Below are 13,952 nucleotides of genomic sequence, written 5' to 3'. Positions count from 1 at the left end.
AGGTGAATCGAAAGCAGGAGATCACACGTCACAGACGCCATCCCTGCACGCTTCGCAGATGGGGCAGCGACTTGCGCCGATCTGTCTTGCTTTGCGAGCCATTTGCAGTTGAGCGTTGGCCAGCGCGAGCTGGGGCTTTTCACCTGCGCTATCCGCATCCGCTGCCCAGGGAATTACAGGTCTCAGGATTTTCAGCCCCGTGCCCTTACCCGCCGACCCACCCGAATTGATCTTGATACTCGCGCCGCTCAGGGTCACGCCGCTCGGGTCGAGTTTCAGAAAGCTGCCGCCGCCTGTGGCGGTGAGTTCCATGCCGGCTTCGATGACGACTTTGCTGCCAGCGTGGTAATGGATTTCGTTGCCGACTTCGACGAACTGCCCGGTGCCGATTTTCACATGCTGGGTGTTGCCCACGCTCAGGTGGTCGTTGGCGCGGATTTCGCTCTTGCGATCCAGGTGGGTGGTGCGGTGTTCTTCGGCCTTGGACTCCCTGTAACTGTTGGCTTCCACCGTGTCGTGGCGTTCATGGCCGATGCGGATCTTCTGGTCGTGCTCGATATTTTCGTCCCAATCACGCTCGGCGTGGATGTAGATCTGCTCCTGGCCCTTGCGATCCTCGATGCGCAGTTCGTTGTAGCCGTCGCCACCGGGTGAGCTCAGCGTTTTGAATACCGAGCGGGTCTTGTTCGCCGGCAGGTCATACGGGACCGCATGTTCCTTGTGATACAGGCAACCTGTGATCAGCGGTTGGTCGGGGTCGCCTTCGAGAAAAGTGACCAGCGCTTCCATGCCAACCCGCGGAATGGTAATAGCGCCGTAGCGGTCGCCAGCCCAGCTTGAGGAGACGCGCAGCCAGCAACTGGCCTTGTCGTCAACCTGGCCCTCGCGATCCCAGTGGAATTGCACCTTTACTCGCCCGTACTGGTCGCAGTGAATCTCTTCACCGGCGGGGCCGGTTACGATGGCTGTCTGGCTACCGAGGATTTTGGGCTTGGGATGTTTCAAGGCCGGGCGGAAGGGAATGTCCCAAGGGGTGGCGGTGAAGCGATTGCGGTAGCCTTGGTGGAATTCCGGGTCGCCGACTTGCTCCTCGCCCCAGCCATCTCCCCCGAGTAACGACAGAGCTTGTCCGGTGGTGTCGGAGGCAACCGATTCCTCCAGGACTTGCGGTTGCTTGCCTTGGTGAAAGACTTCATTGAGTAGCCAGAGTTGGTTCCAGTCACCACGTGGATGCTCGGCGAGCGAGAAGAAATGGCCACTGATCAACTGCGGTTGATCGCTTTCGCCTTCGGCTAGTTCGAAATCGCTGCGGTGGCGTTCGAGCGCGCGTTTGGCCAGATGCTTGCCGCGCTCACGCTCGACGAAGCGGCCAGGATAATCGTAGTCCTCCAGATCAGGGCTGAACTCGCTTTGGAATGCACTTTCTATGAGCAGCCGTGGTTTCTCGAAATCATAGTCACGACGGGTGACGCGGCTGGTGCGGGTTTCAATACGTAGGCCGAAGCGATTTATCACGGGTTCGTCGGCGACCAGTCCGGAATCTTGCTGATAGGCCACCGTCATCAGTTTGGGGAATGCCGTCTGGTCGTCGCCGAAGGCCAACACGTGGCCAGAGGCGCTGTGCTGAAAGTGATAATGAATCCCTTCTTCTTCGCACAGTCGCTGAATGAAGTGCAGATCACTTTCGTCGTACTGAACGCAGTATTCGCGTTCCGGGTACACCGAACCGAGCTGGAAGCGGAAAGCATTGGCCTGAATGCCATGAACGGACAGAACTTGGGCAATGATCTGATCGACACGCTGGTGCTGGAAGATACGCTGATTGTTCCGCTGGGATAGATAGAACAGCCGCGGCCGAAGAGTTATCCAGTAGCGTGTCAGACGCTTGCCGGATTCGCCTTGGCCAGCGGCATGAATAATTCCATGGATGCCGGTGCCGGCAGGCGAGAGGCGCAGAAATGCAGTTTGGTAAAGCAACTCTTCGAGATCCAGATCCGGCCGATCGCTGACCAGTTCTATATCGAACGCGAACGGCTGCGAGAGTGCTTCGTGGCCTTGGAATTGCAATACTTGGAGATCGTGACTAACGCCGTCGATGGTCAGATTAAAGGCGCTTTCGTTGGCCGGGCTGTACATGGTTCTTCCGTCCTTAGATATCTGCTGAGCTGATGCCGAGTCGTTCCATGCGGTAGAGCAATGTGCGACGTGGCAGATCCAGCTCTCTGGCGGCCTGACTCTGATTGCCGCTGTTCTTGCGCAGGCAATCCATCAGCAGATTGCGCTCGACACGCTCCAATCGCTGGCGCAGGCCCATACCGCTCTGTTCGACGGCGCCACTGGTATGCAGGTTGAAATGCTCGGGAAGCAGCTCGTTGCCCTCGCACAGCAGGACGGCGCGTTCGACGATGCCTTTGAGTTCTCGGACGTTGCCCGGAAACGCATAGCTTGCCAGTTGTTCCAGTGCTGCTTCCGACCATCGACACAGATCGCGCTGCAGGAAGGCGCAAGCCTTCTCGGCAAAGTGCCTCGCCAGGCGCAGGATATCTTCGCCACGTTCACGCAGCGGTGGCAGTTCGATGGGGAAGAGCGAGAGACGATAAAATAGGTCTTCGCGAAAACGGCCCTCTTCGACGCGCTTGCGCAGATCCTGATGCGTCGCGGCGATGATCCGCACATCGACCTTGTGGGTCTCGGTCGACCCTATCGGGCGAAATTCGCCTTCCTGTAGAACGCGTAGCAGTTTGGCTTGAAGCATCAACGGCATATCGCCGATCTCATCGAGAAACAAGGTGCCTCCGTTCGCCGCATCGAGAATCCCGTTGCGGTCGCGATCAGCACCGGTGAAAGCACCTTTCCGGTAGCCGAACAGCTCGCTTTCCAAAAGATTTTCCGGGAGCGCGGCGCAGTTCTGGACGATAAGCGGTTTGCTGCGCCGATAACCGCAATCATGAATTGCCCGGGCGACCAATTCTTTACCGGTGCCCGTTTCGCCGGTCAGCAGAACGCTTACCGGGCTGTGCAGGACCTTGCTGACGAGTCGATACACGGCGTGCATGCGTGGGCTGTCGCCGATCAGGCCATAACCGCTGGCGCAGGGTTTGATTGGTGCGCTGATATTTTCCATCGATGGCTTGCTCGACCGTCGCAGCATTTGCAGCTGTGCGATCACGAATGCACCGAGGTGGGACAAAGCCTCCGCGATGCCTTGGAGGTCGCGCGGCCGATGGTGGGCGACGAGCAATAGGCCACAGACTCGCTGCTGCTCGTCCTGTAACGGCAGACAAAGAAGGCTCCGCCATGACCGGACGCTTTCCGGCAGAAAGCTCACTTGATGCAGACCGGCATCCAACTCATCGATGCAAAGCCTCTGGTTCTGGCAAAGGCTGAATTGCAGCAGCTGCTCGTCGTGATAGTCGCAAGTGATGCTTGCGACTTTATTGGGCTGTCGCTGCCCTTCGCACCATTGCGCCGACAGATTCAGTTGGGTGTGGGAGTCGTCCAGCAAGTACAACTGGCTGACGGGACAGGCAGCGAGCAATGCGGCCGCCTCGGCAACTCCGTTTAACAGTGCCTCGCTCGTGGCTGAGCGGGCAAGCGTAGCGAAATGTCCGAGCAACCATTCCGTCTGGGTCAGCGCCGACAGTACCGGGCCGCTCATTACAGGTTCCTTAAGCGAACTCACAAATCACCGCCCCGTTGCCGTCCAGCGTGGCGTGCACGCTTTGCAGGGTATCGCCTCCGGCCATGGCGTCGAGCAGGCGATCGACTACCTGAGGCTGCAAATGCTGGTCGATCAGATGGTCGATTAACCGGGCGCCGCTGTCGCTGTGGATGCAGCGCTCGGCGAGGTGGTTGACCAGAGCATTACAATTGCTGAAATGCAGTTGGCGGCGGGCCAGGCGGTCGGCGAAGCGCGACAGCTTCAATGTCACCAGTTCGCTGAGCACTTCGCCCTGCACCGGGTAATAGGGCACCACGCGCATGCGTGCCAAGAGGGCCGGTTTGAAGTGGTGGGTTAGTGCCGGGCGAATGGCCTGCTCCAAATCTTCGGTCGTTGGGCGCAGGCCGTCCTGGCAAAGACTGGTGATTCGCTCGCTTGCGAGGTTGCTGGTCATCAGGATCAGGGTGTTGCGGAAATTGATCTCGCGGCCTTCGCCGTCGTTGGCGACGCCCTTGTCGAAAATTTGATAGAACACGTTCATCACGTCCGGATCGGCCTTTTCGACCTCATCGAGGAGCACCACCGAATAAGGCTTCTGCCGCACCGCCTCGGTGAGCATGCCGCCTTCGCCATAGCCGACGTAGCCTGGCGGGGCGCCGATCAGCCGGGACACGCTGTGCTTTTCCTGAAATTCGGACATGTTGATGGTTGTAAGGAAGCGTTCGCCGCCATACAACAGGTCGGCCAGCGCTAGCGCGGTTTCGGTCTTGCCGACGCCGCTGGGGCCGACCAACAGGAATACGCCCACTGGTGCATCAGCGCGGTTTAGGCCAGCGGCCGTGGCGCGCATGGAACGGTCCAGGGCTTCGACGGCCTGCTCCTGGCCGCGCACACGCCGGCGTAGGTCGCTGGCGAATGTCAGTACCTTACTGTTGTGCTCTCGGGCCAATTGGCTGAGCGGCACGCCGGTCCAATGGCTGATCACTTCGGCCACCAGACGCGGGCAGACTTCATGGCTGACCAGGCGCTCGCTGGCCTGGGCGCTCGCCAGTTCGGTTTGGACTTTGTGCAGCTCAGTTTCCAGCTGGCGCAGGTTTGCGGAGCAGATCTGGTCGTCTTTATCGGTAACGCTAGCGAGACGCGCGGCTGCGCATTGCTTGCGCAGTTCAAGCAGGCGCTCGGCCAGTTCACGCTGGACGGTCCAGCGCGTCTGTACCCGATCAATCTCGGTGCGGGCGTCGGCCAAGCGCGCTTCGAGTCCGTTGAGCGAATCGAGGTCGATTTTCAGTCCGGCATCCAGATCCCGACGCAGAGCTTCGTACTGGCGTTCACCTTCGGCGATCTCGCTACGCAGGCGCTCCAGCGCTTCCGGGGCGGCGGCGAGACTGATGCGCACCCGGGCGCAGGCGGTGTCCAGCACATCGACCGCCTTGTCGGGAAGCTGGCGGCCGGCGAGATAGCGGGCCGACAGCTCGGCAGCCACGACCACGGCGTCGTCACGCAGGTAGATGCCATGACTTTTTTCGTAGACCGGAGCAAGGCCGCGCAGAATAGTCACCGCCTCGTCGACTGTCGGCTCATGCAACTGCACCAGCTGGAAGCGGCGGGCCAGGGCCGGATCCTTTTCGAAGTACTTTTTATATTCGCTCCAAGTGGTGGCGGCGATGGTGCGCAGCTCGCCACGCGCCAAGGCGGGTTTGAGCAGGTTGGCGGCGTCGCCACTGCCGGCCTGACCTCCGGCGCCGATCAAGGTATGGGCTTCGTCGATGAACAGAATGATCGGTTTGGGCGAGCCTTTAACTTCATCAATCACGCCTTGCAGTCGACGCTCGAATTCACCTTTGACGCTGGCACCAGCTTGCAGCAGGCCGAGGTCCAGGCACAGCAGCTCGACGCCTTTGAGTACGTCCGGCACCTCGCCACTGACGATGCGCAGGGCCAAACCTTCAACGATGGCGGTCTTGCCGACACCGGCCTCGCCGACCACGATCGGATTGCTTTTGCGTCGGCGGGCAAGGATGTCGATCATCTGGCGGATCGTCGCATCACGGCACAGCACTGGATCGAGCTCGCCGTCGCGTGCCTGCTGAGTGAAGTTATGAGTGAAACGCGCCAAATTGGCTTCGCCCGTTGCGGCCGGCTTGCCCGCGCCCTGTTGCGGTTGCTGGGCCACGGCGAACTCACGCAAGCGCTCGGCGTTCAGCCTGGCCAGCAATGGTTGGTAGTGGCTGCCGGCGTAGCGCATCGGATTGCGCAGCAGAGCGAGTATCAGCGCGGCCTGATTGATCTGGCTCTGGCCGAGCTCCAGACTGCCAACCAGCAGTGCGTCCTGCAGCCATTGCACCAGCTCTGAGGAGAACACCGGGTTGCGCGACTCGCTGTGCTCGCCGCGTGATTGCAACGCTTGGGCCAAGGCGCCGGGCTCAACGTCGGCATCCTGCAAGGCTCGGTTGAGTAACCCTTCGGGCCGCTCCAGCAGGCCCAACAGCAAGTCTTCTACGAGAACCTTGCTGCCGCCGCGCACTACGCAGCGTTCGGCAGCGGCTTCCAGATCGCGCTTGGTCTCGGCATCCAGTGCCTGAACCAGTTGTTGCAGATCTATGTTGATCATTTCATCGTCCTTAATGAGTTTGGCTGCCTAGAGTGACCACGCCGTCGGCGCGTTCGCTGCCAAGCCAGCTGGTCCAACCGAGGCGGCAAAGGTTGTCCGCGCCGATACGTAGGTCGCGAATATCGTCCTGGCGTAGTTCGAGGCGAATGTCGTAATCCAGCGGATCGCGCAGAGTAAAGCGCACCAGCGCACAGAGCGGCTGATAGCCGGTCCCGATTGGCAGGAATTCGTGAAAACGGTGCCAGCTGAGCTGGCGGATATGGATACGGAACTTGCCGCCGCGGTCGCGCACCCGCTCGCCCAGCACTACACTTTCTCCGAGCTGGCTGTTAGCGCGACCGAGGCGGTTCTGCTGCTCAGCGAGAATCTCGACCTGACGCTCCAGGCATTGTTCGATGCGCATATCAGCGTGCTTGAAGTAATAGCGCAGCACCGATTCGATCAACGCGGCCGAGTGGGCACGGAGGCTGAGCAGGCCAAGATAGGGCAGCAGGCGCTTCCAATTCAATTCCGAGGCGGCGCGGATCTGCTCTCCGCCCAGGCCGATCAGGGCGAACAATTGTTCGGACAGCGGATCCCGTGCGCCGCTGGTGAAGCGTGCGCGGTAACGATACTTCTGCCAGATCGGCAACATCAGGCGTTGCAGACGGTTATTGAACAGGTCGAGAAATTCACGGGTCGGGTTACCGTCCACGCTGTCGCCTAATGCCTGTTCGCCATAAAAGGCCGGCAACGGCGAACCGGCGCCGAACAGGCTGACTAGATTGATGCGCAGCCGCGCGCGCAATTCGCCGTGCTCTTCGAAGAATTGCACGTGATCGACATCACTGCCCGGAAAACCGAGGCTCGGGTTGGCCTGAAACTCCAAGCGCTCATAGAGGGCTTCCTCGTCCAGATCTGGGTGTGCGGCCTTGAGCCGGTCCAGCACCAGTAGCACACTCTGAAACAGGCTGTACTCGCGGATGCCCCGGCTGATCCCGTTTAGAGCAGGGGCTGCTGCCCCATGCGCGGCGTCCATTGATACACCTCTCCTTGTGTGCTCCGTACGCGTAGCTCGTGATACGAATTGAGGCTGGCGTACAACGCGAAGAATTCATTGAGTACCGAGGCAAAGAGGAACAGGTCGCCCTCACCCAGATAACCGTCGGGGTCCATTTCCAGTTCGGTGCGCACGCCACGCACAGGTAATCCACGATGCAGACGATCGACATGCTCATGGCCGATCCCCTTCAAGCCGCCGAGCAGACGCTTACTGACCTTCTCTGCGTGCTGATCGTAATAACGCGGCAGGTCATAGGTCTCAAGGATCACCTTGAGCGCCTCGACGTTTGCCAACGACAGGTAGTTGAGCGACATGTTGCTGATCAGCTTCCAGAGGAAATCGCGATGCAGCGGCGGCGCATAACTGGGGGTCACGGCGCTGATGTTGCGGAAGGTTAAGAATTCCGGCGTGTTCTCGCTGGGCAGGCAGATATCGCCGAGCCCCAACTGCCGTGGCAGGTTCTGATTGGTACAGGTCAGTTCGATGGAAAGCGTTTCGTGCTGGTCGAGCTTACGCAGACCGAAGCTGAGATAAGTTTCCAGCCCGTCTCCAAGCATCGAAGGCTGCTGGCGTACGCTGTAGTGCGGCCGCGCAAGCGGCACGTCGAAACTTGGGTCATGCTCGAAGGATTCGAACGGCACGTACTCCTCGTAACCCATGCCGCCTGGCTTCCAGCCGGTAACCCGATCAACCGAGAACACGCCGCATTGGTTGCTATCGAGTTCGGATGGTCGCAACAGGTACTGGTCCTGCTTGCCATCCAGGCGAACCGGGATGGCGTCGTGCTCAAAGAGGTTGGCCACCGGTGTGCAATACAGCCGCACGTTATCCAGGCTCGGTCGGATGCGCTGCACGCCGGCCTTGCGAATATCGAAGCGTAGCTCGAAGCCGCGCGCCTGTTTGAGCAAATCCTCAGGCAGCCGCTTGAGGGCATCGAGGCCCAGCAGGTCGACGAACAGGAATTTCTCCTGGAAGGCAAAGTATTCCTGTAGGTAGCGGTAACCGCGGAAGGTATTGAGCGGGTAGGGGATCAGCGCCTGATCCTCGGCGAAACCGACCGGGTGCAGCTGCGCCGGATCTAGCCGCAATGCCGACAGCGGCACGTCGAGGGCATCGGTGAAGGGCTTGCCTTCGCCGTCGAGCGCCACCAGCTGGATGTCGTCGAGATGACGCAGCAGGCTCAGGTAGAGCATCTGGCTGATATAGCGCTCGCCGCACAGGTGCAAGCGCAGCTGCTTGAGGTTCAACTCGCCCAGATGGCCATCAGCGGTCATCGCCAAGCGCAAATTGAGCAGCGCGCCACCGCCCTTGACTGAGTACTCCAGCGCATTGAGCGCAAGCGGCAGAACTTCGGTGGCATAGGCGGTGCGGAAGCGGCAGGTTACGCCCTGGATGGGTTTCGATTCGACAGGAGTATCGCGCGGCACCATCAGCGCTGGCCCAGGTCGCTTGACCGGGTCGAACTGCAACATGCTGAACGCCGGCAGCGGGCGCATGTAATTCGGCCACAACAAGTGCATCAGCGAGTGGGTCAGCTCCGGCAGCTCGTCGTCGAGCTTCTGTCGTAGCCGCCCAGTCAGGAAGGCGAAGCCCTCCAGTAGCCGCTCGACATCCGGGTCGCGCCCGGCCTGGCCGAGGAACGGCGCCAGCGCCGGGCTGCGCTCGGAGAAACGCTTGCCGAGTTGGCGCAGGGCGGTCAGTTCGCTCTGGTAGTAGTGGTTGAAAGACATCAGCGGGTCATCTCTGTAAAACGCATCATCAGCTGCCGATCAACACGGTGGCGGAGCCGGCAATCACCGGATTGCCGTGATCACCTGTAGTGCCCACTGTGGTGGCCGGTTTGCCGTTGATCAGTACGGTTGGAATCACCGCGCTGGCAAGCGCACTGCCGCAGGCGGTCGGGTCGCCCATGCGCGCAGCGGGCAGGCCATCGAACAGTACGTCGGAGGAGCCAGCCGTGATCGGGTTGGTGCCGTGGCCCTTCTTCGGGCAATCGGTGGGGTCGCCCAGGCGGGCTGCGGGTTTACCGGACATCAGGCTCTCCTTAGTGCACTTTCACTTGTCCGCTGCCATCCAGGCTCGCGGAAAAACTCACGTGAGGCTTGAAGCCGTCGACTTCCAGCAGGCCTTCGATAGCGAATGACAGGCTCAGTGGATCGTGGTCGCGGGGTAGGGATATCACCCGGACCTGGCTCAAGCGGGGTTCGTACGCTTCTATGAAGCGTTCGATGGCGATACGCGCCTGTTGCAACGAATCGTGCAGCGACAGGCGCATATCGTTCAAATCGGGCAGCCCGTAGTCGGGCAACGTTTGCACGCTGCCCGCCCGGGTGCTGAGCATTTTGGCCAGATGGGCAGCCACCGAAGCCATTGCCGCGACTTCGCGGCTCCAGCCAACACGCTTGTCGGCGTCACCGCCGAGGCGTTCGAAAAGGCTGCCGTAGGCCATCTCAGGTTCTCCCCACGAGCAAAACACGGAGGCAACGCTGCGCGTCCCAGCGGGTTGCGTCCTGAATTGCGACATGCTGCGTTGCTCGCCCCTTGTTTGGAGCTACCAAACCACGGGGCTCGCGCCTTGCCTGGCGCAATTCAGAACGGCAATGCCGGTGTGTTTTGCTCATGGGTAGAACCTCATTCCTTGTCCAGCTTACCAACCAGCGACAGGGTGAAATCGGCACCCATGTATTTGAAGTGCGGGCGCACGTTCAGGCTCACGCGGTACCAGCCCGGCTCTCCGTCCACATCGCTGACCACGACTTGCGCGGCGCGCAACGGGCGGCGACTACGGACTTCAGAGCTTGGGTTCTCCTGGTCGGCCACGTACTGGCGGATCCACTTGTTCAGTTCCAGCTCCAGGTCGGTGCGTTCTTTCCAGGCGCCGATCTGCTCGCGCTGCAGTACCTTGAGGTAGTGCGCCAAGCGGTTGACGATGAACAGGTAAGGCAGCTGGGTACCGAGCTTGTAGTTGAGCTCTGCGTTCTTGCCTTCTTCGCTGTTGCCGAAGAACTTCGGTTTCTGTGCGGAGTTGGCTGAGAAGAACGCGGCGTTGTCGCTGCCCTTGCGCATGGTCAGGGCGATGAAGCCTTCTTCGGCAAGTTCGTATTCACGGCGGTCGGAAACCAGAACTTCCGTCGGAATCTTGGTTTCGATCTCGCCCATGCTCTCGAAGTGGTGCAGTGGCAGGTCTTCTACCGCACCTCCGCTTTGCGGGCCGACGATATTCGGGCACCAGCGGAACTTGGCGAAGCTGTCGGTCAGGCGGCTAGCGAAGGTGTAGGCCGTGTTGCCCCACAGGTAATGCTCGTGGCTGTTGGCCACGTTTTCCTTGTAGACGAAGGATTTGACCGGGTTGTCTTCTGGGTCATAGGGGTTGCGCAGCAGAAAGCGCGGGACGGTCAGGCCGACGTAACGGGCGTCTTCCTGCTCGCGGAAGCTCTGCCATTTGGCGAATTGCGGGCCTTCGAAGTGGTCTTTGAGATCCTTCAGGTCCGGCAGACCGGTGAAACTTTCCAGACCGAAGAACTTCGGACCCGCAGCGGCGATGAACGGCGCATGGGACATGCTGGCGACGGACGCCACGTACTGCATGGTCTTGACGTCCGGTGCGCTCGGATCGAAAAAGTAGTTGGCGATCAGCGCGCCGACCGGCTGGCCACCGAACTGGCCGTACTCAGCGGTGTAGATGTGCTTGTACAGACCCGATTGAACCACTTCCGGGCTGTCCTCGAAGTCATCCAGCAGGTCCTGCTTGGAAGCGTTAAGGACTTCGAGCTTGATGTTCTCGCGGAAGTTGGTGCGATCGACCAGCAGCTTCAGGCCGCGCCAGGACGATTCCAGGGCCTGGAACTGCTGGTGGTGGAGGATTTCGTCCATCTGCCGGCTGAGCTTGGCGTCGATTTCCGCGATCATGCGGTCGACCATGGCCTTCTTGACTGGTTCGTTCTCGTTTTGCGGCTTGAGAAGCTCTTCGATGAAGGCCGATATGCCGCGCCTGGCGATGCCGTAGGCCTCGTCATCCGGGGTCAGCTTGGTTTCTGCGATGATACGGTCGAGGATGCCGAGGTCGGCGAGATTGTTATTGCTTGCGACGGCTGCTGCGCTAGTGCTCATGGTTCAGCTTTCCTTGTCGAGAGTTTCAGGCGTCCAATTGTTCTTTCGCGGCGAGGCCCAGCTCGCCGAGCACACGATCGCGCGAGTCGTCATCGGCGAGCACACTTTCAATCGCCTTGCGAAAGGCTGGGGCGTTACCCAGCGGGCCTTTCAGAGCGACTAGGGCGTCGCGCAGTTCCATCAGCTTCTTCAGCTCCGGAACCTGCTCGACCAGGTTGGCCGGGTTGAAGTCCTTCATCGAATTAATATTTAGCTGCACGGCCAGCTCTTCGTCGGTGGCCTCGTCTTGCAAACGGTTGAGTACCGAAAAGGTCAGGTTCAGCTCCTGCTTGGCCAGCACCTCGTCAAAACTGTTCTTATCGATGGCGATAGGCTTGCGGTCTTCGATCTTGCGATTGTCGGCGCGCTGGGTGAAGTCGCCGAGTACCATCAACTTCAATGGCAGCTCCAGTTCTTCCTGAGCGCCGCCAGTGGCAGGCTTGAAAGTGACGTTGATGCGTTCTTTAGGGGCTACCGAGCCTTCTTTGGCCATGGGTCTTCTCCTTTGTGTTTACGGCCCGGGGGCCTAATCGAGTACCACTTCGAGGTCGAGGTGGCACAGCCTGCGGTAAATCTCATCCTTGCTTTCACGCACGGCGTGGTTCTGCGGCAGCAGCTCACAGCAGCTATGCAACAGACGCAGCACCTCGAGGGCGAGATCGGGTTCCCAGTCGCCGAGGCCAGAGGCCTGTAGCGTCTGATCGAGGGATTCGAGCTGGGTCTTGGCGAGATCGTATTTCTTGGCCTGGAAGCACAACCGGGCCAACGTCAGTTGCCAGAAGAAACGCTCGCGTCCACCGTGGGCCTGGTTGAGGCCCAGCTTGAGTTTTTGTACCGCGCTCTTGAGGCCATCCTTGCGAAGATGCGGAATCACACCCTGCAGGGCTTCTTCCCAGGCGGGTGTCGCGCCGAGCTGGTTGCTGAGCGATTCGCTCAGGACCTGCGCGGGCACGACATGGGGCAGCACTCGCGCACTGATCCAGGCACGCGTCTCTGCATCGGCGAATGCTGTGCCGTCATGGAAACGCAGCTCATCGAGACCCGGCATGCGCTGCAGGAATAGCGCGAGCTGGATCTCCACCTCGCGCATCGCTTGCTCGGCATCCAGCTCGTTCAGGCACTCCCAGGCCAAGCGTTGACCGTCCAGCCAGAAGGGCGCGCGGGCGATGCTGGCTTCCAGGTCTGCCAAAAGATCGGCATAAAGGCCTTGGGCGAAACGCTCGCGATAGCTGGCAAGCTTGTCAGCGGGAATGCCCCGCAGAGCCGTGATCTGCTCGGGGTTGCGCTCGGGAAGGCTATCTATGGGCAGCCACAGCAGAGTGCGGGCCAGGCGCAGTGGTTTGAGATCGGTGGCTTTCTGCTTCAGCCACCAGTTGCATAGCGGTCGGGCCTGATCCTGTAGGCTTCGCAGACTCTTGTGTGCATCTTTCTCGTGCTCAACCGGTGTGGTGACGGTAAACACTTGAGCCGCAGCCTGCTTGACCTGGGCGATAGCTGCGCCAACAGCACCTGGCTGCGGATGCGCAGCACCAGCTCGCTTGACCATTTCCTCAAGTCGACGGCATAGCGGTAAAAGAAGCGGCGCCTGTGTCCCTAGGTGTGTCGCTAGGCAGCTTTCGAGGCTGCGTAGTTCGACCGCGATCTGTTTGAATAGAAGGAGCTGTTCGCCCATCGGCACATGATCGGCCAGCACCTGTTCCATGCGGGGGACCAGCCAGTTGATCGCAGCAGCACGGGTGCGGTCCTTGCGTGGGTGAAGTTCTTCCCAATGGTCGCGGCAGAGGAAGCCGAGCACGGCCAGGCCGGCATGCAATCCGAGAAATGAATCGCGTTGATACAGGCTCCAAGTCAGCCATGCAGCGATTCGTAAATCCTTTGTCTGGGTGCTTAGCAGGCTTTCACTACCCTCACGCACGGCCTCCCAATCGACGGACCCGGCGGCGTGCAAAGACGCCGACTTGCCAAGCTCTTGCTCCAGCCCCTCATACTCAGCGGCATAGCGAACATCATCGCCCGCGAAGCAGGTTGCCGAGATTGGAGTTTTTGCTACCGCCAAGGCATGGGCGGCTAGCTTGCTAGAAAACGTCATTCCGTGACTCAACTGATGTCTGCTTTAGCATTGTTGCTGTTAGCAGGGCGCTCCATGCGCAACGACTTCTACGTGCAATAACCAGCACGTCAATGAGGTGCGAATCCTACGCAGGAAGGCTGAGGATGACTGTGAAGTGGTTTCCATCTAAGGCTTTGTGATGTTCGGCGGGGCAAGATTGGCGTCCAAGATGAGTAGTGGTTGACCTTATGGATCGATTCCCCTGTGAACTTAAATGCTTGGCTCTAGTCGTGTTCGTTTAGGCAGAATGAATAGGTGGGCGCCTGTGTGATGGGCTTCCTCAGTCACTTCGATAATCGGCTGCGCAAACCGCCATTAAGAAAATGCAAAACAACCGTTGACGTGATGTTCTGAGTGCCTATAATGCGCACCTTCTCCG

9 protein-coding genes and 1 pseudogene are annotated in these 13,952 nt (G+C 60.0%); all 10 read right to left on the bottom strand.

What is annotated here, in order from left to right:
• Positions 1 to 21: 21 nt before the first annotated feature.
• On the bottom strand, positions 22 to 2,136 hold the full coding sequence (locus tag AC2LD7_RS19495) for a type VI secretion system Vgr family protein (protein ID WP_484599327.1): 2,115 nt from the start codon (positions 2,134 to 2,136) through the stop codon (positions 22 to 24).
• Between the two features lie 13 nt (positions 2,137 to 2,149).
• The gene (locus tag AC2LD7_RS19490; protein ID WP_484599326.1) at positions 2,150 to 3,658 is read right to left on the bottom strand and encodes a sigma-54 interaction domain-containing protein; all 1,509 of its coding nucleotides are present in this window, start codon (positions 3,656 to 3,658) and stop codon (positions 2,150 to 2,152) included.
• A 10-nt stretch (positions 3,659 to 3,668) separates the two neighbouring features.
• Positions 3,669 to 6,272, bottom strand: coding sequence for a type VI secretion system ATPase TssH (gene tssH, locus AC2LD7_RS19485; RefSeq protein WP_484599325.1), 2,604 nt, complete (start codon positions 6,270 to 6,272; stop codon positions 3,669 to 3,671).
• A gap of 10 nt (positions 6,273 to 6,282) precedes the next feature.
• Positions 6,283 to 7,290, bottom strand: coding sequence for a type VI secretion system baseplate subunit TssG (gene tssG / locus AC2LD7_RS19480; RefSeq protein WP_484599324.1), 1,008 nt, complete (start codon positions 7,288 to 7,290; stop codon positions 6,283 to 6,285).
• Positions 7,254 to 9,044 carry a type VI secretion system baseplate subunit TssF gene (tssF, locus tag AC2LD7_RS19475; RefSeq protein ID WP_484599323.1) on the bottom strand — a complete coding sequence of 597 codons (1,791 nt, stop codon included), beginning with the start codon at positions 9,042 to 9,044 and terminating at the stop codon, positions 7,254 to 7,256. Before tssF ends, tssG begins: the two co-directional genes overlap by 37 nt.
• Positions 9,045 to 9,075: 31 nt before the next feature.
• A pseudogene (locus AC2LD7_RS19470) lies at positions 9,076 to 9,348 on the bottom strand (PAAR domain-containing protein); the annotation flags it as partial.
• Between the two features lie 10 nt (positions 9,349 to 9,358).
• Positions 9,359 to 9,763, bottom strand: coding sequence for a type VI secretion system baseplate subunit TssE (gene tssE / locus AC2LD7_RS19465; protein WP_484599322.1), 405 nt, complete (start codon positions 9,761 to 9,763; stop codon positions 9,359 to 9,361).
• A 182-nt stretch (positions 9,764 to 9,945) separates the two neighbouring features.
• Positions 9,946 to 11,424 (bottom strand): type VI secretion system contractile sheath large subunit, encoded by a 1,479-nt coding sequence (tssC, locus tag AC2LD7_RS19460; RefSeq protein WP_484599321.1) that lies wholly within the window; start codon positions 11,422 to 11,424, stop codon positions 9,946 to 9,948.
• Positions 11,425 to 11,449: 25 nt separating this feature from the next.
• Positions 11,450 to 11,956, bottom strand: coding sequence for a type VI secretion system contractile sheath small subunit (gene tssB, locus AC2LD7_RS19455; RefSeq protein ID WP_484599320.1), 507 nt, complete (start codon positions 11,954 to 11,956; stop codon positions 11,450 to 11,452).
• 33 nt (positions 11,957 to 11,989) lie between these two features.
• The gene (gene tssA, locus AC2LD7_RS19450; RefSeq protein WP_484599319.1) at positions 11,990 to 13,552 is read right to left on the bottom strand and encodes a type VI secretion system protein TssA; all 1,563 of its coding nucleotides are present in this window, start codon (positions 13,550 to 13,552) and stop codon (positions 11,990 to 11,992) included.
• Positions 13,553 to 13,952: the final 400 nt, after the last annotated feature.

It is taken from the genome of Stutzerimonas sp. (genome assembly GCF_982611455.1).
This window is presented reverse-complemented; position numbering and strand designations above follow the sequence as displayed.

Bases quoted from the DNA above. Each gene is read 5' to 3' on its own strand.
- tssG (WP_484599324.1), bottom strand. From the start codon at position 7,290: ATGGACGCCGCGCATGGGGCAGCAGCCCCTGCTCTAAACGGGATCAGC.
- tssA (WP_484599319.1), bottom strand. From the start codon at position 13,552: ATGACGTTTTCTAGCAAGCTAGCCGCCCATGCCTTGGCGGTAGCAAAA.
- AC2LD7_RS19490 (WP_484599326.1), bottom strand. From the start codon at position 3,658: ATGAGCGGCCCGGTACTGTCGGCGCTGACCCAGACGGAATGGTTGCTC.
- tssE (WP_484599322.1), bottom strand. From the start codon at position 9,763: ATGGCCTACGGCAGCCTTTTCGAACGCCTCGGCGGTGACGCCGACAAG.
- tssB (WP_484599320.1), bottom strand. From the start codon at position 11,956: ATGGCCAAAGAAGGCTCGGTAGCCCCTAAAGAACGCATCAACGTCACT.
- AC2LD7_RS19495 (WP_484599327.1), bottom strand. From the start codon at position 2,136: ATGTACAGCCCGGCCAACGAAAGCGCCTTTAATCTGACCATCGACGGC.
- tssC (WP_484599321.1), bottom strand. From the start codon at position 11,424: ATGAGCACTAGCGCAGCAGCCGTCGCAAGCAATAACAATCTCGCCGAC.
- tssH (WP_484599325.1), bottom strand. From the start codon at position 6,272: ATGATCAACATAGATCTGCAACAACTGGTTCAGGCACTGGATGCCGAG.
- tssF (WP_484599323.1), bottom strand. From the start codon at position 9,044: ATGTCTTTCAACCACTACTACCAGAGCGAACTGACCGCCCTGCGCCAA.